Origin of the sequence: Brachybacterium ginsengisoli, assembly GCF_002407065.1 — a bacterium.
Lineage (GTDB): Bacteria > Actinomycetota > Actinomycetes > Actinomycetales > Dermabacteraceae > Brachybacterium > Brachybacterium ginsengisoli.
Genome location: NZ_CP023564.1, coordinates 1388345 through 1407845, shown reverse-complemented (window position 1 = coordinate 1407845; position 19501 = coordinate 1388345). Strand labels below are relative to the sequence as shown.

The following is a 19501-nucleotide window of genomic DNA, read 5'->3' as shown; positions in this document are numbered from 1 at the left end:
TTCAGGTGGACCAAATACTTCTAGCTCTCGGCCCGGGACTCGGGGTGGGCGGACGCACGTTCATCATCCAGCTCCTGCTGATGGCAGGGATCGTGCTGATCGTCGCCTGGCTCTTCCTCACGCGCGGCGCGAAGCAGCTGGCTATCCGGCGGCTGCTGATCATCGCCTTCGCCATCTTCGCCGCGCTCGCCGTCATGTTCCCCACGCTCCTGACCCGCGTGGCCCACCTGGTGGGAGTGGGGCGCGGGGCCGATCTCCTGCTCTATGCCACGGTCCTGGTGCTGCTGGGCTTCCTGGCCCTGCAGGAGGCCCGCACGAAGGCCGCGGAGAAGCGCACCACCTACCTCGCCCGGCGCCTCGCCCTGGACGAGACGGAGCCGCCTGCCGAGTACCGGGAGCGATCCCTGCACGAGCACCTCGGATGACCGGCCTGATCTCCCTGGTCTTCACGGTCCTGCTGGTCCTCCTCGCGACGTACCTCCCCGGCCACCTCGCGGTCCGGGCGCTGGGCGGGTCCCGATGGCTGGCCCTCGCCCTGGCGCCGGCCCTCGGGACGGCCGTGGCCGGCATCGGCGCGATGGCCGCTCCGGCCCTCGGCATCGACTGGACGCTGCTGCCGTTCACGGCCGCCGGAGCCGTCCTGGTCCTCCTCGCCCTGGGACTCGCGCGCTGCGGCGTGCGCCTGCCCTCGACCGTGCTCGACGGGACGCTGGTCCCCCGCACCGGGATCCCGACGGTCGCGGCATGGCTGGGCGCGCTCGGCGCGGCGCTCGCGGTGGGCGTGGCGCCCATCGCGCTGCGCGCCGGGCGGGCCGACGCGGTCCTGGAGCGCTACGACACGCTCTACCACCTCACGGCGCTGCAGCACATCCGGCTGACCGGCAACGGGTCGAGCCTCGAGCTCAACGCCATCGCGAGCAGCACCGGGAGGGCCGCCTCGTACCCGGCCGCCTTCCACGACCTGGCCTCGCTGGTCCCCGCCGTCGACATCCCGATCGTGCTCAACGGCGCCGTGCTCGCGCTGGCCCTCGTGCCGTGGGTCCTCGGATCGGCGATGCTGGCCCGCGCGGTGTTCCCCACCGTGCCGTGGGCGCCGCCGGCCGTCGCGGTCGGGGCGGCGCTGATCCCGGCGAGTCCGATCGACCTGTGGATCCATCTCTCGCCGGTCCCCAACCTCGTGGGATTCGCGATGCTGCCCGGGGCGCTGGCCGGACTCGTGGCCCTGTGGCACGCGGTCGTGCCGGCCACGCAGCGGACCGTTCTCGCCTCGCTGCTCCCTCCCGTCGAGGCCTCCCCGTCCGGGACGGAGCAGGACGCTCCGGGCCCCCGCCCCTCGGCCGTGGTCGCAGCGCTCGGAGCGGTCGCCCTCGCCGGCATCGGCCTCGCCCTGCTCCACCCGAACGTCTCCGTCACCGCGCTGATCCTGCTCGCTGTGCTCTCGACGGTCACCGGGCTCCCGCTGTGGCGCCGTCGTCCCTGGCTGATCGCCGTGCCGGTGCTCGCGCTGATCCCCGTGGGCGTGCTGACGTACACGCCGCTCGGCGCCCGGGTCACCGGCTTCTCCGGCGGGCTCCAGGTGCCCTGGTGGTCCGCGCTCGGCGAGATCGCCCTGGGCCTGCTGACCGTCTGGCCGATGGCGCTCGGCGCGCTGCTCGCCGTGCTGTGGTGGCCGGGGCTGGTGAGAAGCCTGCGCGGCCCGCTGCGTTGGCTCGGCGTGTCCTGGCTCGTGATCGCGCTGATGTACTTCGACGCCGCGGTCGACTCCCCGCTGAACCTCTCGGTGCTGTTCTTCCGCGGTCAGGATCGTCTCGCCATGCCGCTGGCGATGCTCTCCATCCTGCTCGTGGTGCCGGGCCTGCAGGCGTGGGCGGGGCTGCTGCGCCGCGCGAACCTCCTGGGGTCACGGCGCGTCGGCCGTCCGCTGGCCGCGGCGCTGATCGCGCTCGCCCTGGTCGCGGCGCTCCTGTCGATCCCTCCGCGCCTGGACAACGCCGCCAAGAACCTCTCGATGGAGTATCCGGGGCGCGGTCGCTTCCTCCAGGCCGATGAGCTCGCCGCCTTCGCGCAGGCGGCTCCGCAGCTCGATCCGAACCTGTCGATCCTCGCCAGCCCGTACTCCGGGGCTGCTCACATGTACGCCCTGCACGGCCTGAGCATCCAGCTGCCGGTCGCGGGGGTCGCGCTGACGGAGGCGGACCGGGCCGCGATCGCGGCGGTGCCTCACGCGGGCGCCTCCCCCGAGCAGTGCCGGGCGCTGCTGGACCAGGGCATCGGGTACGTGTACCAGGAGAAGCAGCTCTACCAGTTCGATCCCGCGTTCACCGCGATCTCCCAGGGCGGGGACGATCTGGGACCCGTGGTGTTCGAGACCGACCACTCCCGCCTCATACAGGTCGAGTGCGACGCCTGACGGCGCCGCACTCGACGGGTGGGGGTTCAGCCCCCGATGGTCCGGAGGATCAGGCTCCGACAGCCTTCCGGGTCGCTGCGATGACGCTCTCGACGTCCGCGTCGGTCAGGGACGGGAACATCGGCAGCGAGATCTCGCGGCGGTAGTAGTCCTCCGCGACAGGGCACATCCCCCGCTGGTAGCCCAGGTCCTCGAAGACCGGGTGCCAGTACGCCGGGATGTAGTTCACCTGGACACCGATGCCCTGCTCGCGCAGCGAATCGAAGATCGCCCGACGCCGCTCCGCGGGGACCCGCAGTGGGTAGAGGTGCCATGCGGGCGCCGCTCCCTCGGGGGCGAAGGGGATCTCCACGCCGTCGAGGTCGCCGAGCGCCTCGTCGTAGGCCTTCTTGACCTCCGCCCGGCGCGCCACGAAGGCGTCCAGACGGGTGAGCTGGCTGGTGCCCAGGGCGCTCAGCACGTCCGGGAGGCGGTAGTTCAGGCCGAAGCTGTGGACCTCCTGGTGCCAGGGGCCCTCATCGGGCGTCCGCTGCAGCGAGCGATCACGGACCAGCCCGTGGTTCTTGAACGCCCGGGCGCGTGCGGCGAGCTCCTCGTCGGCCGTGACCACGGCGCCGCCCTCGGCGGTGGTGAGGTTCTTGGTCGGGAAGAACGAGTAGGTGGTGAGATCGGCGAGCGAGCCCACCGGCTTCCCGTCGAGGGTCGAGCCGATGGAATGCGCGGCGTCCTCGAGGAAGAGCAGGTCCTTGCGCGCGGCGAGGTCCTGCAGCGCGGGGGCGTCCACCGGCACGCCGGCGTAGTCCACGCCCGCGACCACCCGGGTCCGGGAGGTCACGGCGGCCTCGGCGGCGGCCGGGTCCAGGTTGCCGGTCGCCGGATCGACGTCCGCGAAGACGATCTTCGCGCCGAGCAGCGCGGCGGTCGCGGCGGTGGCCGCGAAGGTGAGCGGCGTGGTGACCACCTCGTCGCCGGGCTCGATGCCGGCGGCGGCGTAGGCGACGTGGAGCGCTGCGGTCCCCGAGGTCACGGAGACGGCGTGGTCGACGCCGGCGCGGGCCGCGACGGCGGCCTCGAACCGGTCGACCTCCGGACCGGTGGTCAGCCAGTCGCTGCGCAGCGCCGCCTCGACGGCGGCGATGTCCTCGGGATCGATCGACTGACGGCCGTACGGCAGCACCTCAGATCCCCTCCTCGATGATCTGGGCGATCTCTTCCTGGGTGTACCACTGGTCGTTGGAGTCCGAGCGGAAGAAGAATCCGGGCTCGACCGGCGTCGCGCCCTCCGGCGGCTGGTAGCCCCAGGTCGCGAGGTCGGGCTGGATGATGAAGTACTTGCCGTCCTGGATCATGACCGCACGGCGGCCCTCCTCGGGGCTGATCATCTCCTCGTGGAGCTTCTCGCCGGGGCGCAGGCCCACGTCGACCAGCTCGGCGCCGGGCACCACGGCGTGGGCCAGATCGGTGACCTTCATCGAGGGGATCCGCGGGACCAGCAGCTCGCCACCCTGCATCAGCTCGAAGGTGTCGATGACCATCTGGACGGCCTGGGGCAGGGTGATGAAGAACCGGGTGCAGGTCAGGTCCGTGATCGGCAGCGGCTTGCCCTCCTCGCCGAGGCGGCGGAAGAAGGGGATGACCGAGCCGCGGGAGCCCATGACGTTGCCGTAGCGCACCACGGCGAAGCGGGTGTCGTAGCTCGCCGCGTAGTGGTTGCCGGTGATGAAGAGCTTGTCGGCGGTCAGCTTGGTGGCGCCGTAGAGGTTGATCGGGCTCGAGGCCTTGTCCGTGGAGAGGGCGACGACCTTCTTGACGCCGGCGTCGATGGAGGCCTCGATGACGTTCTGGCTGCCCAGGATGTTCGTCTTGACGAACTCGAAGGGGTTGTACTCCGCGGTGTCGACCTGCTTGAGGGCGGCCGCGTGGACGACGTAGTCGACATCCTTCAGCGCGCGCGCGAGGCGGCGCTCGTCGCGGATGTCGCCGATGAACCAGCGCAGTCGGGGGTCGTTGCCGAAGAGGTTGCGCACCTCGTACTGCTTCAGCTCGTCGCGCGAGAACACGACGACCCGACGGGGGTTGTGGTTGTCGAGCACCTCCCGCAGGAAGGCCTTGCCGAAGGATCCGGTCCCACCGGTTACGAGGATTGATGCACCGTTGAGGAGCGACATGCGTATCTCTTTCGTCGTGCGGGAGGAGACGCCGCCGGGGGCTCCCCGGGGGCTGCGCGTGCCATTATGGCATGGTGACCGAAACACGAATTGTCGCTGTAATCCAAGCCCGAACAGGGTCCTCCCGGCTCCCCGGGAAGGTGCTACGACCGCTCGGCGGTCGCCCCGTCCTCGGCTGGGTGGTGCGCGCCGCCCAGGAGGCGGAAGGCGTCGACGACGTGGTGATCGCGACGTCGACCGCTGCGGGGGACGACGCGGTCGCCGCTCTCGGCGAGGAGCTCGGGGTGACCGTGGTGCGCGGCAGCGAGGACGACGTGCTCTCGCGCTTCGCGCTCGCCCTCGAGGAGACCGGCGCGGACGCCGTTGTGCGGCTGACCGCCGACTGCCCTCTCGCGGACCCGGCGCTGATCTCCTCCGTGGTGAGCATGTGGCGCGCGGATCCGTCCCTGGACTACGCCGCGACCATCCTGGTGCGGACGCTGCCCCGCGGGATGGACGTCGAGCTCGCATCGAAGGACGCGCTGCGGATCGCGGACGCGGAGGCCGAGAGCTACCACCGCACGCACGTCACCTCCTATCTCTACGACAGCAAGCGCCAGTTCCGCACCATGGGCCTGGTGGTCCAGCCGGCGGCCAACGACCTGCGCGTCACCCTGGACACCGCCGAGGACGGCGAGATGCTCGACGCGGTCGTCGCCGAGCTCGGGGACCGCGCGCCGGCGTGGCACGAGGTCGTGGACCTGCTGCGCACGCGACCCGACCTCACGCGCATCAACGCCGGGGTCCGCCAGAAGAAGATGGCGGACGGATGACCCACGTCGCCATCCGCTGCGACGCGAGCGCCGCGGGCGGGATCGGGCACCTGGTGCGGGCGATCTCCGTCGCCGGTGCCGCCCGCGAGGCCGGGCACAGCGTGGTGGTGGTCGGCGCGATCGAGTCCCCCCTGGCCGAGCGCCTGCTCGCCGACGCCGGGCTGGAGACCGCCGAGGCCCCTGCGGATCTCGGCATCCTCGCCGCCGAGCAGGGTGCGACCGTCGTCCATGTGGACGACTACCCGACCGGCACCGAGGCACGGGACCAGGTGCACGCGACCGGCGCGCTGCTGTCCTCGATGGAGGACGGGACCTTCGGCCGACGGCCGGCGGACGTCGTCATCGACTCGACGATCCGTGCTGAGCACGCCCCTCGTCCGGAGGACGGCAGCGGCACGGTGCTGCTCGGCATCGACTACGCGCCGATGCGCGCCCAGGTGCGCGCGGCGCGCGCGAGGCGAGCCTCCGAGGTCCACGACGTCAGCCGCGGCGCACGGGTGCTGATCGTCATGGGCGGGACCGACGCGACCGGCGCCGCCGGGACCCTGGCCGCGCTCTGCGTGGCCGCCGACGGCGTCGAGCACGTCGGCGTGATCGCATCGGAGCAGAGCTGGGACGCGGTGCGCGAGGAGGCAGGACGGGAGGTCGAGCTGATCGCCCCCTCCCCCGCCTTCCTCGACCGGGCCGCCGACGCGGACCTGGTGGTCAGCGCCGCCGGGACGACGGCCTGGGAGCTCACATGCATCGGCGTGCCGAGCCTGCTGGTCGCCGTGGTGGAGAACCAGCGCGCCGGCTACGAGGCCGCCCTCGACGTGGGCATCGCCCGCGGGCTGGGAACGCTGGCCGAGGTGCGGGACGATCCGCAGGCGGCGCGCGTCGCGGTGGAGTCGGCCGTGGCCGATCTGCGCTCCGGACGGTCCTGGGCGGAGACCGGCCGCACCCTCGTGGACGGCCAGGGGGCCGGCCGCATCGTCGCCGCCTGGACGCAGGCCCTCCAGCGGCGCATCGGAGAGCACGCCGCCCCCGTGGCGGCGCGCCCCGCCGCCCTCGCGGACTCCAAGCTCCTGCTCAGATGGCGCAACGACCCCGAGACCCGCGAGGTCTCACGGTCCACCGAGCGCGTCTCCTGGGAGGGGCACTCGCAGTGGTACCAGCGGATCCTCGAGGATCCGCGGCGGCTGCTGTACGTCGTCGAGCGGGGCGGGGCCCCGGTGGGAACCGTGCGCTTCGACGCCCTGGACGCCCCCGACGCCGCTGAGTGGGAGGTCTCGATCACCCTCGCCCCGGAGGCACGGGGCCACGGCCTGGCGCGGGCCGTCCTGGCCGCCGGCGAGGACGCCTTCGATCAGGACCACCCGGAGGCCACCGTCGTCGCGGCGGTGCTGCCCGGCAATGTGCCGTCCCAGCGGCTGTTCGCCCGAGCGGGCTACCAGCTCGATCCCGCCCGCGACGACGGCGACTTCGACGTGCTGGTCAGACGAGATCCCAGCTGAGCGGGGTCCCCCGGCTCACGTCCTGGGTGAAGGTGCGGCCGAGCACGATGTCGAGGTAGCGCGGCTCGAGGCCGCCGGCCGGGCGGATCGACCGCACGTTCTCCTCGGTGACCGTCTCCCCGGCGCGGACGTCGCCCACCACGAACAGGGAGCGGCGCAGCCGCTGGCTCTCGGCCTCGCTCGCCACGGGACCCACGTGCACCTCGCCGAGCGCGAGCCACGCGGCGTAGGACTCGTCGACCAGCGCCTTGAGCTCCTCGGGCTCGAGGGAGAAGTCGGAGTCGACCCCGCCGTCGGCGCGACGCAGCGTCACGTGCTTCTCGAGGATCGCGGCGCCGAAGGCCACGGCCGCGACGCTCACGCCGATGCCCTTGGTGTGGTCGGAGAGGCCGCTGACCACCTTCCAGGTGTCGCGCAGCACCGGGATGGTGCGGAGGTTGGACGCCTCTGCGGTGGCGGGGTACGAGGAGGTGCAGCCGAGCACGGCGATCTGGTCGTTGCCCTCGGCCCGGATCGTCGCGACGGCGAGGTCGACGTCCGCGGCGTCCGCCGCGCCGGTGGAGAGGATCACCGGCTTGCCGGTGCGGGCCACGGTGCGCAGCAGCGGGATGTCGCCGATCTCGAGGGAGGCGATCTTGTAGACCTCGGCCCCGAGGTCCTCCAGCAGGTCGACGGCGGTGGCGTCGAAGGGGCTGGAGAACGGGATCATGCCGTGCTCGCGGGCGCGGGCGAAGATCGCCTCGTGCCACTCCCAGGGGGTGTGCGCCTCCTGGTAGAGGCTGTACAGGTTGCGACCGCCCCACAGCCCGTGGCTGTCGGTGATGCGGAATGCGGGGCCGTCGGCGTCGATCGTGATCGTGTCCGCCGTGTAGGTCTGGAGCTTGATCGCCGGGGCGCCGGTCTCCGCGATCGCATCGACGATCGCGAGCGCCCGGCCGAGATCACCGTTGTGGTTGCCGGACATCTCCGCGGCGACGAAGGGCCGGTGGCTCTCGCCGACCTGCAGGTCGCCGATCTGAAGGGACTTGGGGGAACCGTTCTGGCTGAGAGGCATGGGGCGATCGTACCGGAATCACCGCACGTCACCGGCCCCGGATCGGGGCCGGCGACCTCACTGCGACGGGGTCAGCGGCTCCGGGAGCAGCGCCTGCCCGCGGGGCACCGCGGGAAGGGCGCCGGGGAGGTGGCTGAGGGGGTGGCGGAGGAACACCAGGGGTGAGGCCCCCGCCCCGGCGTCCTGAGCCCCCTCGGGGCGCTTGACCACCCCGAGGACGGCACCCGCCTTCCGCACCGGGGCTCCGGCCCAGTAGCTGAGGAACGGCCCCGGCGACCGGCGATCCCACCCGAGCAGGGCCTGCAGCGCCTGCGGTTCTTGGAGGAAGCGGTGGCCCAGCTCGTCGAGGGCGACGGCGCGACGGACCTCGTCCTCGGCCTCCTCGTGGAACTCGGGCCACAGCTCGCGCGTGCGCTGGGAGACCTCGGTCCCGAGCGCACCGATCGCGATGTCCCCGTCGTAGATGGCCGTCGGGGTGCCCTCCGCGGCCGCATAGACGACCGCGGTGGAGAGCTGGTTGGAGACCACGCGGCGCGCTCCGCGGACCAGGCGCAGGATGCGGCCGAGGAACTGCGGGTCCCGCCGTTCTCCGGCGCTGACCACGCGGTGGCCGTGCTCGACCCACACCTGGCGCTTCTCGGGGCGCTCCAGGTCCTCCGGGTGCAGGCACACGATCGAGGGCCCGTCACGCTCGGCCAGCTCGCGAGCGAGGACCGCGTCATCGTGCTGGAGCTTGACCAGGCGGGTGTCATGCACGGGGAACGCGACCGTCGCCCCCAGCGGCTCGACCGCGCGATCTGCGGTCAGGGCGCTCAGGTAGAGGAACGGGGCGCCGACGGGAGTGGTCGCGAACGGATCGGCCTCCGGGTCCCAGCCGCGGGCGGCGTGGCTCCACACCAGCCGACGAGCCGTCCTGGGGAGGTCGGCGAAGTCGGAGAAGTGCACGAGCGTGGGAGAGCGGACCGTCCACCCGTGCTGGAGCAGGCCGTTGATGTGCCGGACCGAGCGCAGCCCGGCGTGCAGGGCCAGGGCCGCACTGTGGCCGTAATAGTGGTTCTGGATGTCCATGGGGCTCAGCCGAAGATGCGGTGGCGGGACGCGGGGACCTCGTACGGGACCAGGTCGTGCGGGGTCCGGGCCAGCCGGAACAGGCCCGACTCGATGTCCTCGAGGGTCTCCTCGTACCCGGGGACCTCGATGACGTAGGTGGGGCAGCCCATGGCGGCGGACTCCCACAGCGAGGTGGAGAAGGTCCCCACGCTCATCGCCGATCGACGGATCGTGGTGAGGGTGTCCTCGGCGGCGACCGTGACGTGGGAGTCCAGGCCGGCGGCGGCGAGCTCCTTGTCGATGATGTCGCGCTGGGCGGGATGCGGGGCGAGCACGACCCGCAGCTCCGGGCGCTCCCGCACCAGGTCCTGCACGAAGGCGAGGATCCGGCGCAGCACGCGCGGCTGGGAGACGATGCAGACGTCCCAGACCGGCTCCTCGGTCGACGGGTTCGCGATCGCCTCGGTGAGCTCGGGCTGCTCGCGCGGGACCACGACGTGCTCCTCGTAGACGTTGGTGCGCTCGGCCCAGTAGTCCGACCAGGTGTAGAAGCGGGTCGCGCCGTAGTGCGGCTTCTGGCCGAACCAGAAGCTCGGGGCGTACCGGCTGGTCAGGGCGTACTGGATGTCCGAGACCCGGGCACCGGAGCGGTCCGCGGCGGCCGCGATCCCGGCCCACCAGTGGCTCGAGGCGAGGAGCACCTCCTCCGGTGCGACGCGCTCGAACACCGGGGTCCAGAACTCCCGCTCGGCGAGGAACTTCGCCAGGCGGTTGCGCAGGTGGTCACCGAGGTCGACCCGGATGCCGAGGGTCTCGGACAGCGCCGCCTCGAAGGGGCGGGCATCCACCTCGGGCACCCGGAGGTGGGACCACCGCCGACGCCAGTGCTTCTTCCACTGGGTGAACTCGGCGAAGGGGTAGACCAGGTTCGTCTCGTCGACGCCGGGATAGCCCTCCGCATCCGGCTGCACGACGAAGAGCGTCTGATCGTCCACGAAGGGGGCCGTGCGGTAGCCGCTCTGTCCTCGGCGGGCGTAGTCGAACACGACGGTGCGCGCCGACGGGGCGGTGGTCAGCCGCTTGCTCCCGGTGTAGACGTCGCGGACCGGGGCCCCGATGGCGGCGGCGGTCCCCCACAGCCCGGCGGCCTCGCCGAGCTGGATCACGAGAGCCGAGCGCCCGAGCTCCCAGACATGCACTCCCCCGCTGGTGATGTCGAACAGTCCGTGCTCCCGCTCGGCCTCGCAGATCGACTCGAAGAGTTCACCGTACGTCCATGGAGGGGACACCTCGCGACGCGAGATCCCGTCCCTCAGCACCAGGGAGTCGTACTCGCCCTGGACGGTCACGGTGGGTCGCTGCGCGGTGCCGCTGTTGGACACCTCGACCCCGCCGGAGTGGTTGATCGGGGTCCCGAAGCTGTCCACCCCGGCGGTGACCGGGAACCAGGGATGGCGCGTGATCTCACGCCGCGTCGGCGCCGGGGGGTTGTGGGCGATCGTGTCCACGAGCATCGACGCAGCGGTCTTCGCATACGTCTTGGCGACCCGGCCGACGGACCCCATCGCCTGAGCGGGGAGTCCGACGGCCTTGCCCACGCCTGTGAGGGCGGGCGGCGCGGACGCCTGCGAGGCGGCGGCATCGACGGGCGCGGTCGAGGCCGCGCCGGCGGGGGCGCTCGGTGCGGCAGCGGGAGCGCTCGATGCGTCGGAGCCGGCGGCCGAGGTGTCGGCGCCTGCCGCGGCAGGACTCGCCGCATCCGCCTTCGCGGCGTCAGCCTTCGCTGCGTCAGCCTTCGCTGCGGCGATCCTCTGCTCCGTCACGCCGGCCGGGGCCTTGGGCTTCGGGGAGGGCAGGACCTGGCGCAGCTTCCACGAGACCGCCTCGACCGAGCTGGCACCGAACTCGGCCAGATGAGCCGGGGTGGTCCTCAGCGAGACGTGCCGCGCGCCTCCGCTGGAGGCGAAGATCGTGTCCTGCACCGGCGGGGTCCCGTCCCCGTAGGTGGCATCCCTGCGCAGCCGGGGCAGCACCGGGAGCTCCTCGCCGTCGGCGGGTCCGGCGAGATAGTGGCGCTCCGTCGAGCCCGGTCGGGTGCTGTAGGAGACGACGTCGTGCGAGCCGATGGGGAACTCGATCACGGTGCGGTCGTCGCGGCGGAGCACCTGCGGGCGGGTGACGCGCCTGCCGTCGTCGATCTCGACGTCGTGCAGGGTCGCGCCCGAATGCACGGTGACCTGGTGAATCCGACGTCCACGGACGCGGCGCACCCGATGCGAGATCTCCTGGACGGCGACCGGCTCGACGCCGTCGGTGGCGAACACCTCGGTCAGATCGATCGACCTGTCGGACGGTCCGAGGAACCGGCTGTACTGCTCGGCGACGGCGGCGGGGGCGAACCACTGGTCGAACCGCTCGCGCGCCCGTCGCCCGTACTGCTCACGCAGCTCGTCGTCCGCGGCCAGCTCCCGGAGGCGGTCGGCCAGCTGCTCGACATCGCCCAGGGGGACGATGAAGCCGCTGCCACCGTCCTCGATGGCCTCGCGGGGCCCGAACTCGAAGTCGTAGGAGACGGTGGGACGGGACTGGTACATCGCCTCCAGCAGCGGGTACGGGAACCCCTCGGACAGGGAGGTCATCAGCACGATGTCGGCGGTGGAGTAGACGTCCTGCTCGGTGCCGAACCCGGGGATGCTCACCCGATGGGAGAGCCCCAGCGTCTCGATCAGCTCCTGGACCGCGATGAAGTACGGGTTCAGGGGGCTGATGTTGCCCCACAGCGTCAGCCGGACGGACTCGTCCTCGATCAGGGAGAGGGCCCGGATCGCGTCGAGCTGGTTCTTGCGATGCTGGAAGGAGGCCGGGAGCGCGATGTTGACGCCCTCGTGCTCCGCCCGGGTCACCAGGTCGGAGCCCTCGCCCGGGAAGTTCGGTATGAAGACCACGTCGTCCTCGTCCCAGCTGGGGCTGAACTGCTTCCGCAGCCCGTCGGCGACGGTCTGGAGCCGGTCGACGGTGCCGCGCACCGACATCAGCGGCTCCCAGAGCTCGGCGTGGTGGAGATAGTCGCCGTGGATCTGGAGCACGGTGCGCGGGCGGCGCTCGTCGTCGCCCAGGGCGCGCTGGAAGGCCAGGGCCTGCACCGGCGCGGTGAAGATGATGGTGTCCTCGTCGCTCAGCGACCGGTTGAGATCCCTCAGCGCGGCCAGCTCGTTGGCCGTGAACTCGTAGCGCAGCGCCCCGAGAGCTCCCGAGAGCTGGGGGTGGACGTCCTTGTGCAGCAGCGATCCGCCGGCCGCCGGGAGGGATCGCAGGGTGTAGGCCGGGACCTCGAGGTCCAGCGGCCACCGTGGAAGCATCCGGCTGGCCACGTCCCCGGTGCCCAGGAAGCCGAGCACGGCCACGGGGTACCCCGCCGTGCGCAGGCCGTTCGCCAGCTGGACGACGGACTTGTGGTAACCGGTGGGCCCGGCGACCTCATTGGTGCAGATGACGATCATTCGGGCGGAAACCTTCCTCGAGGAACAGCGGCTCGGGGCCAGAGGTTCTGTGCAGTCACGGTACGCAGGGGCGCAGTCCCGCTCAGGGAGCGTCGCTCCACGGGGTGCGACGCCCTGGCGGCCTCGGGGGCCGAATCGCGGCAACCGGGGGGGCCCGGCGAGCTCATCGGCGCAGATCAGGATCAGGACGTTCCTCAGTCTGCCATGGTCGCGGCGCCGGGGCGTTCCTAGATGCGGTTCTTGCGCAGTGCTGCGACGGCACCCAGGAACAGGTTCGCCGCAGCGCCCGGCATGGAGAGCCGCTCCTGCTGCCGGAGCACCTGCCAGACGGCGCGCACGGCGCGCGTGCGATCGGCCGAGTGCGAGCCCGGCTGGTCCGCGCGGTACAGGGCGAGCGGTTCGTCGATGCCGACCGCGGCGCCGCCGGCGCCCACGATGAGCAGCCACAGCGCCCAGTCCTCGGCGCCGGGGATGTCGGGCAGCGACACCGGACCCGTCCGCTGCAGATCGACGACGGCCGTCAGGTTCCCGATGACGTTCCCGCGGCGCAGCGCGGCGCGGGTGACGCGGGTCGGCACGCGGACCACGCGGCCCTCGGGGACGAAGTCGGCGGCGGATCCCGCGAAACCGGCGTCGACCCGGTGGTAGCCGCTGTAGACGAGCGACGCACCCTCGGCCTCGGCGAGCGTCAGCTGCCGCTCGAGCTTGTCGGGGAGCCAGAGGTCGTCGGCATCGCAGAACGCGAGATAGCGACCGGTGCCGCTCGCGATGCCCGTGTTCCGGGCCGCGGCGGGCCCGCCGCTGCGTTCGCGACGGATCAGACGCACGCGGGAATCGCCCTGCGCGACCTCCTCGACGATGTGCGCAGTGTCATCCGTGGAGGCGTCGTCGACGACGATCAGCTCGAGGTCGGAGCGGGTCTGATCGAGTACGCTACCGAGTGATCGACGCAGGGTCCGCGCGCCGTTGAATACCGGCATCACGACTGTCACCAGCGGGTGCTGTTCCAATGCGTCTGTCACGATGCACGATCATACCGATGCCGAACGGCGGGTCAGCCCGCTGCGCCCGTCCGGCCAGAGGAGAACGAATTTGGCTGACCAGAAGGCGCAGGTCCCCCTCGCTCCGCGCCTCACCTCCACCGAGTCCGAGGCGCTCGCCGCGAGATCCGGACTGGCCGAGATGGGCATCCGTCCCCCGCTCGGTCGGTACATCGCGCAGGTGTGGCAGCGCCGATCCTTCATCTGGAACCTCTCCGCATCGCGGGCGTACTCGCGCAACCAGGGCTCGTACCTGGGTCAGGCGTGGGCCGTGCTCCGTCCGATCCTCGACGCCGGCGTGTACGTCATCATCTTCGGCTTCCTGTTCCATTCCAGCGCCCCAGGGATCGAGAACCGAGCGGCGTTCATCGTCATCGGCACGTTCACGTACTCGCTCTTCCAGACCTCGGTGATGTCGGGGCTCAACGCGATCCCGAACAACCTGCAGCTGATCCGGTCCCACCGGTTCCCCCGTGCGGTGGTCCCCCTCGCCACGGTGATGACCGAGATGGTGATGTTCGCGCCGATCCTCGTGGCGATGATGGTCGTCGCCATGGTGACCGGGCTGCTCCCGGGCATGGGCGCCGTGGTGCCCACCTGGTCCTGGCTCCTGCTCCCGTTCGCGGCCGTGCTCCTGATGGCCTTCTCCTCGGGGCTCGCGATGTTCTTCTCGCGCGTCGGCGCCCGCGCCCCCGACATCGCCAACGCCATGCCCTTCATCCTGACCCTGGGGCGCTACGCCTCCGGCGCGATGTTCCTGATCCCAGCGATGGTCCCGGACAGCGTGTGGTTCAAGCCGCTCCTGATCCATCAGCCGGTGGCGATCTACCTGGACCTGTTCCGTGCCGTGTTCGGCAACGAGGAACTGATCCCGATGACACCGCTGCTGTGGCTCGAGGCCATCGGCTGGGCGGTCGTCGTCTTCGCCCTCGGATTCCTGTACTTCTGGCGCGCAGAGGAGACCTACGGTCGTGACTGAGGACATCGATTACGAGATCGACCCCGAGGATCTGCCGGATCGGGTGGAGCGCAAGCCGCTCGGCCCGCCGTCCGTGGTGGTCGACGATCTACACATCACCTACCGGGTCTTCGGCGCCCGCCGCGGCGGCACCACCAAGGAGCGCAGCTCCCTGTGGGACAAGGCGATCAGCCTGGGCCGCCCCGACACCGGACCGATCACCGAGGTCCCCGCCGTGCGCGGGGTGTCCTTCGTGGCCCATCACGGGGAGTCGATCGGCATCCTGGGCACCAACGGGTCCGGCAAGTCGACGCTGCTGCGCGCCGTGGCAGGCCTGCTCCCCCCTACCTCCGGTCGCGTCTTCACCTCCGCGGAGCCCGAGCTGCTGGGCGTGAACGCCGCGCTGCTCCCCCGCCTCACCGGCGAGCGCAACATCACGATCGGTGGTCTGGCGCTGGGGCTGAGCAACAAGGAGGTGCGCCGGAACATCCCGGGCGTCTCGGAGTTCGCCGAGCTCGGCGACTTCCTCTACCTGCCGATGAGCTCCTACTCCTCGGGCATGGCCTCGCGGCTGCGCTTCGCGATCTCGACGATCCGCACGCCGGAGATCCTCATGATCGACGAGGCCCTGGCCACCGGCGACGCCTCGTTCCGCAAGAAGAGCACCGCACGGATCGAGGAGATCCGCGCCCAGGCCGGCACGGTCTTCTTCGTCTCGCACTCCCTGGCATCCGTCCGGGCGATGTGCACCCGCGCCCTCTGGATCGACAAGGGCGTGCTCGTCGCCGATGGCGATGTGGACGTGGTCGCCGACGCGTACCACGAGTACGTCGAGGGCCGAAGCGACGCCTCGTCGGGCGCGAAGCTGAACTAGCGGTCGAACCGCCAGGATCCGCACCCCGAGGGCGCGGCGCAGGGAGCGATCCCGCGCCGCGCCCTCGTGCATGAGGAGGACGGGCGCAGGGTCGAGATCAGCGTGAGGCGCGCAGTGCCTCTCCCTTGGCGAGGGCGATCTCCCGCAGCTCCCCCTGGAAGGCGACCATCCGCTCCCGCAGGCGCTCGGCCTGCTCGTCCCCGCCGGCGGCGAGGATCCGGGCGGCGAGCAGACCGGCGTTGCGCGCCCCGCCGATCGAGACGGTCGCGACCGGCACCCCGGCGGGCATCTGGACGATCGAGAGCAGCGAGTCCATGCCGTCGAGATGCTTCAGCGGCACCGGCACGCCGATCACGGGCAGCGGGGTGAGGGAGGCGAGCATGCCCGGCAGGTGCGCTGCACCGCCGGCTCCGGCGATCACCACGCGCAGGCCGCGATCCGCGGCGCCGCGGCCCCAGGTGATCATGTCCTCGGGCATCCGATGGGCGGAGACGACCTCGACGGTGGCGGCGATCCCGAACTCGGCGAGCGCCTCCTCGGCGGCCTTCATCACCGGGTGGTCGGAGTCCGAGCCCATCACGATGCCCACCAGGGGACGGGCCTCGGCGGCGTCGCCCTCGGGGGCGGTGGTGATCTCGGGGCTGGTGGGCTGCGTCATCGGGTCTCTCCAGGAGTCGTGGGGCCGACGGGCACATCCGGTCCGTCGATGATCAGTCGTTCGGCGCGGTGGGCGCGCGCGAGCAGGTCCTCGGGGTCCTCCCCGATCAGGGTGACGTGGCCGATCTTCCGGCCGGGCCGGACGGACTTGCCGTAGAGGTGGAGCTTGACGTCCGGATCGGCCGCGAGCGCCGCGCGGGCACCGGGGGCGAGGTCCTCCGCGGCGCCGCCGAGGAGGTTCACCATCACCGCTGCAGGGGCCAGGGGCGCGGTCGATCCCAGGGGGATGTCCGCGACGGCCCGCAGGTGCTGCTCGAACTGGCCGGTCACGGCGCCGTCCATCGACCAGTGCCCGGTGTTGTGCGGGCGCATGGCGAGCTCGTTGACGAGCACTTCGCCCTCTGCCGTCTCGAAGAGCTCCACGGCGAGCATCCCGGTGACGTCGAGGTCCTCGGCGATCGCGAGGGCGAGGCCCTGGATCCGCTGCTGATCGGCCGCATCGAGCCCCGGAGCGGGCGCGACCACCTCGTAGCAGACGCCGTCCTTCTGGACCGACTGCACGACCGGATAGGCGATCGCCTCTCCCCCGGGCCGCCGGGCGACCTGGGCGGAGAGCTCGCGGGTGAAGGGCACGAGCTCCTCCGCGAGCAGCTCCCCGTGCTCGGAGAGCCAGTCGGCGGCCTGCTCGGCGTCATCGACGATCCGCACTCCGTGGGCGTCGTAGCCGCCGCGCGGGGTCTTGACGACGATCCGGCCGCCGGACTCGGCCAGCGCGGTGACGAGGTCCTGGACGGACGTGATGCGCCACCAGCGCGGGCAGGGGTGCCCGAGCGAGGAGAGCTTCTCGCGCATGATCAGCTTGTCCTGGGCATGGATCAGGGCGGCGGGCCCCGGCCGCACCGCCGTGGCGCCGTCCCGCTCGATCCCCTCGAGCACAGAGGCCGGCACGTGCTCGTGGTCGAAGGTGATGACCTCGACCTCGGCGGCGAGATCCCGCACGGCCTGCTCGTCGTCGTGACGGCCCAGACGCACCTGCGCGGCGACTGCCGCGGCGCTCTCGGCCGGGTCGGTGGCGAGCACGGGCGCGGTGAGCCCGAGCTCGATCGCCGGGCCCAGCATCATGCGGGCCAGCTGACCGGCTCCGATGATGCCGACGCGTCGGGCGGGAGCGGAGGGATGATCGGGGCGCGGGGAGGTCTCTGGCACGGCGGCCAGTGTACGAGGTCAGTCGCGAGTGCGTGGGCGGCGCCGCACCACGGACCCCTGGGGCAGGGAATCGAAGTCGTCCCGCCCGGTGCGGGCTCCGGTGACCCCGCTGGCCATCATGTCCGCCCGGCCGCCGCGGGCGGGCCGGCCGCTGCGCCCCGAGCGGTTCTCGCGACCGGGGCGCGAGGGCCGCCCGGAGTGCAGCTCCTCGGAGTGGTCGTCCTCGCCGTCGTCGCCGGGGGCGGAGATGAGGAACACGCCGAAGGTCGCAGGGCTCTCGGTCAGCAGCTCGAGCCGGCCGCCGTCGTCCTCCACGAGCGTGCGGGCGAGGGCGAGGCCCACCCCGGTGCCGCTGGAGCTGCGCCCGGAGACGGAGCGCTCGAAGATGCGGGCGCCGAGCTCGGCGTCGATGCCGCCGCCCTCGTCGGTGACCTCGACCACGGTGGAGTGGTCGTTGCGGCGCACCTTGACCGTGGTGCGACCCCCGCCGTGGGCGAGGGCGTTCTCGATGAGGGTGGCGACGACCTGGGTGAGCGGCCCGGTTGATCCCCAGACCGCGGCGGTGCGCGGCACCAGCACCCGCAGCTCGCGCCCGGCGCGGCGGTAGGCCGGGGACCACTCCTCGCTCTGCTGGGTGAGCACGCTGCGCAGCTCGACGACCCCGGGGGTGCGCCGCTGGGAGGAGCGCGGAGCGTTGATGAGGTCGTGGACGACCTCGGTGAGGCGATCGATCTGCTCGAGCGAGATGCGGGCCTCCTCGCGCACCCACTCCTCGGAGCTGACCGCGAGGATCTCGTCCAGACGCATCGACAGTGCGGTCAGCGGCGTGCGGAGCTGATGCGAGGCGTCGGAGGCGAGGCGGCTCTCGGCCTCGAGCCGCTCGTTGAGCATCGCCCCGGAGCGCGCGAGCTCCTCGGCGACGTCGTCGATCTCGGAGATGCCCGAGGGATCCCAGGGCCCGCGGGAGCGTCCGGAGCCGATCTCCTCGGCGCGTCTGCTCAGGCGGGCGAGCGGCATGGAGATCCGCTGCGCCTGCCACAGCGCCACGGAGATCCCGATCGACAGGGCCGCGAGGCCGGCCACGGTCATCAGCACCCAGGCGCTCGCGGTGTGGGCGCGCACATCGGACTGCGGGATGTACACCGAGATGGACTGCCCGGAGGCCCCGTTGGTGTTCTTCTTCATCGCGTCATCGCCCGGCGGGTCCCCGGCGGTGTAGGTCTTGCCCTCGTGGACCACGGTGATCGCGATGTTCAGATCCGACTGCTCGTCGACGAAGCGCTGGAGCAGCGCATCATCGAGCTCCCCGTCCTCCTGGAGCCGCGTCTCGGTGGCGACGCGCACCTTGTCGAGGATCGAGTTCTCCTGATTGCTGAGATTCTGCTCGACCAGCTTGAGCCAGGAGTACCCCAGAGGGATGCCGAGCATCAGCACGGCCAGCAGCACGGTGATGACTGTGGCCTGCAGCACGCGCTGCCGCACGGCTCAGCTCTCCGCGCCGGTCTCGAAGCGGAAGCCGACACCCCTCACCGTGGTGATCCGGCGGGGATCGGTGGCGTCGTCGCCGAGCTTCCGGCGCAGCCAGGAGATGTGCATGTCGAGGGTCTTGGTGGAGCCCCACCACTCGGCGCCCCACACCTCGCGCATGAGGTCGTCGCGGGTCACCACGCTGCCCGACTCCCTCACCAGCACGGTGAGCAGGTCGTACTCCTTGGCGGAGAGGCTCAGCTCCTCGCCGTCGGCGTAGGCGCGGCGGGCGGAGACGTCCAGGGTGACCCCGTTGACGTCGTAGTTGTCTCCGGACTCCTCCATGGCCTGGGAGCGCCGCATCAGGGCCCGGATCCGGGCCTGCAGCTCGCCGAGGCGGAACGGCTTGGTGACGTAGTCGTCGGCGCCGGCGTCGAGGCCCACCACCGCGTCGACCTCGTCGGCCCGTGCGGTGAGGATCAGGATCGGGCACTCCAGACCGCCCTTGCGCAGGCGCCGGGCGACCTCGAGACCGTCCAGGTCGGGCAGGCCGAGATCCAGGATGACCAGGTCGATCGACTCCGCGCCGGCCGCGATCGCGAGCGCATCCATCCCCCGGGACGCACGCGTCACGGTGTAGCCCTCCCGGTCCAGTGCCCGGGAGAGGGGTTCAGCGATGGCGGAGTCGTCCTCGACGAGAAGCAGTCGTGTCACGCGAACCATCCTAAGACGATGCCGGCAGGGTGCGCCCGTGGCACGGATCGCCGCGGGCAGGGCTCCATCATCACAGGTCCCCCTGGGTCGCGGGCAGC

At 71.8% G+C, this 19501-nt stretch carries 16 protein-coding genes; 6 read left to right on the top strand and 10 right to left on the bottom strand.

What is annotated here, in order from left to right:
* Positions 1–44: 44 nt before the first annotated feature.
* Together CFK41_RS06205 and CFK41_RS06200 are read left to right on the top strand one after the other, a co-directional pair.
* Positions 45–425 (top strand): DUF2304 domain-containing protein, encoded by a 381-nt coding sequence (locus tag CFK41_RS06205; RefSeq protein ID WP_227873228.1) that lies wholly within the window; start codon positions 45–47, stop codon positions 423–425.
* A complete protein-coding gene (locus tag CFK41_RS06200) occupies positions 422–2410 on the top strand; it encodes a DUF6541 family protein (protein WP_096798875.1) in 1989 nt (662 codons plus the stop codon). Before CFK41_RS06205 ends, CFK41_RS06200 begins: the two co-directional genes overlap by 4 nt.
* Before the next feature lie 49 nt (positions 2411–2459).
* Here CFK41_RS06200 and pseC read toward each other — a convergent pair whose 3' ends face one another.
* Both pseC and pseB read right to left on the bottom strand, forming a co-directional pair.
* Positions 2460–3587 carry a UDP-4-amino-4,6-dideoxy-N-acetyl-beta-L-altrosamine transaminase gene (gene pseC, locus CFK41_RS06195; RefSeq protein WP_096798874.1) on the bottom strand — a complete coding sequence of 376 codons (1128 nt, stop codon included), beginning with the start codon at positions 3585–3587 and terminating at the stop codon, positions 2460–2462.
* A 1-nt stretch (position 3588) separates the two neighbouring features.
* A complete protein-coding gene (pseB, locus tag CFK41_RS06190; RefSeq protein WP_096798873.1) occupies positions 3589–4578 on the bottom strand; it encodes a UDP-N-acetylglucosamine 4,6-dehydratase (inverting) in 990 nt (329 codons plus the stop codon).
* Positions 4579–4649: 71 nt separating this feature from the next.
* On the opposite strand from pseB, the gene CFK41_RS06185 reads away from it, so the two are divergent.
* Positions 4650–5390 (top strand): cytidylyltransferase domain-containing protein, encoded by a 741-nt coding sequence (locus CFK41_RS06185; protein ID WP_096798872.1) that lies wholly within the window; start codon positions 4650–4652, stop codon positions 5388–5390.
* Positions 5387–6883, top strand: a complete 1497-nt coding sequence (locus CFK41_RS06180) for a bifunctional UDP-2,4-diacetamido-2,4,6-trideoxy-beta-L-altropyranose hydrolase/GNAT family N-acetyltransferase (protein ID WP_096798871.1) — start codon at positions 5387–5389, stop codon at positions 6881–6883. Before CFK41_RS06185 ends, CFK41_RS06180 begins: the two co-directional genes overlap by 4 nt.
* Here the strand turns inward: CFK41_RS06180 and pseI are convergent.
* From pseI to CFK41_RS06160, 4 genes are all read right to left on the bottom strand, one after another.
* Positions 6864–7937, bottom strand: a complete 1074-nt coding sequence (gene pseI, locus CFK41_RS06175; RefSeq protein ID WP_096798870.1) for a pseudaminic acid synthase — start codon at positions 7935–7937, stop codon at positions 6864–6866. The genes CFK41_RS06180 and pseI overlap by 20 nt on opposite strands.
* A 57-nt stretch (positions 7938–7994) precedes the next feature.
* Positions 7995–9005, bottom strand: coding sequence for a hypothetical protein (locus tag CFK41_RS06170; protein WP_096798869.1), 1011 nt, complete (start codon positions 9003–9005; stop codon positions 7995–7997).
* 5 nt (positions 9006–9010) lie between these two features.
* On the bottom strand, positions 9011–12487 hold the full coding sequence (locus CFK41_RS06165; protein ID WP_096798868.1) for a glycosyltransferase family 4 protein: 3477 nt from the start codon (positions 12485–12487) through the stop codon (positions 9011–9013).
* 227 nt (positions 12488–12714) lie between these two features.
* Entirely contained in the window at positions 12715–13509 is a 795-nt protein-coding gene (locus CFK41_RS06160) for a glycosyltransferase family 2 protein (RefSeq protein ID WP_227873227.1), read from the bottom strand.
* A 70-nt stretch (positions 13510–13579) separates the two neighbouring features.
* Here CFK41_RS06160 and CFK41_RS06155 point away from each other — a divergent pair, with 70 nt between their 5' ends.
* Together CFK41_RS06155 and CFK41_RS06150 are read left to right on the top strand one after the other, a co-directional pair.
* On the top strand, positions 13580–14506 hold the full coding sequence (locus tag CFK41_RS06155; protein ID WP_227873226.1) for an ABC transporter permease: 927 nt from the start codon (positions 13580–13582) through the stop codon (positions 14504–14506).
* Positions 14499–15359, top strand: coding sequence for an ABC transporter ATP-binding protein (locus tag CFK41_RS06150; protein ID WP_096798866.1), 861 nt, complete (start codon positions 14499–14501; stop codon positions 15357–15359). The genes CFK41_RS06155 and CFK41_RS06150 overlap by 8 nt, the downstream gene beginning before the upstream one ends.
* A gap of 97 nt (positions 15360–15456) precedes the next feature.
* Here CFK41_RS06150 and purE read toward each other — a convergent pair whose 3' ends face one another.
* The 4 genes from purE to CFK41_RS06130 are packed head-to-tail and all read right to left on the bottom strand — an operon-like array spanning position 15457 to position 19403.
* Positions 15457–16017 carry a 5-(carboxyamino)imidazole ribonucleotide mutase gene (gene purE / locus CFK41_RS06145; protein WP_096798865.1) on the bottom strand — a complete coding sequence of 187 codons (561 nt, stop codon included), beginning with the start codon at positions 16015–16017 and terminating at the stop codon, positions 15457–15459.
* The gene (locus tag CFK41_RS06140) at positions 16014–17222 is read right to left on the bottom strand and encodes a 5-(carboxyamino)imidazole ribonucleotide synthase (protein ID WP_096798864.1); all 1209 of its coding nucleotides are present in this window, start codon (positions 17220–17222) and stop codon (positions 16014–16016) included. Before CFK41_RS06140 ends, purE begins: the two co-directional genes overlap by 4 nt.
* Positions 17223–17240: 18 nt before the next feature.
* Positions 17241–18704, bottom strand: a complete 1464-nt coding sequence (locus tag CFK41_RS06135; RefSeq protein ID WP_096798863.1) for an ATP-binding protein — start codon at positions 18702–18704, stop codon at positions 17241–17243.
* Between the two features lie 3 nt (positions 18705–18707).
* A complete protein-coding gene (locus tag CFK41_RS06130; RefSeq protein ID WP_096798862.1) occupies positions 18708–19403 on the bottom strand; it encodes a response regulator transcription factor in 696 nt (231 codons plus the stop codon).
* Positions 19404–19501: the final 98 nt, after the last annotated feature.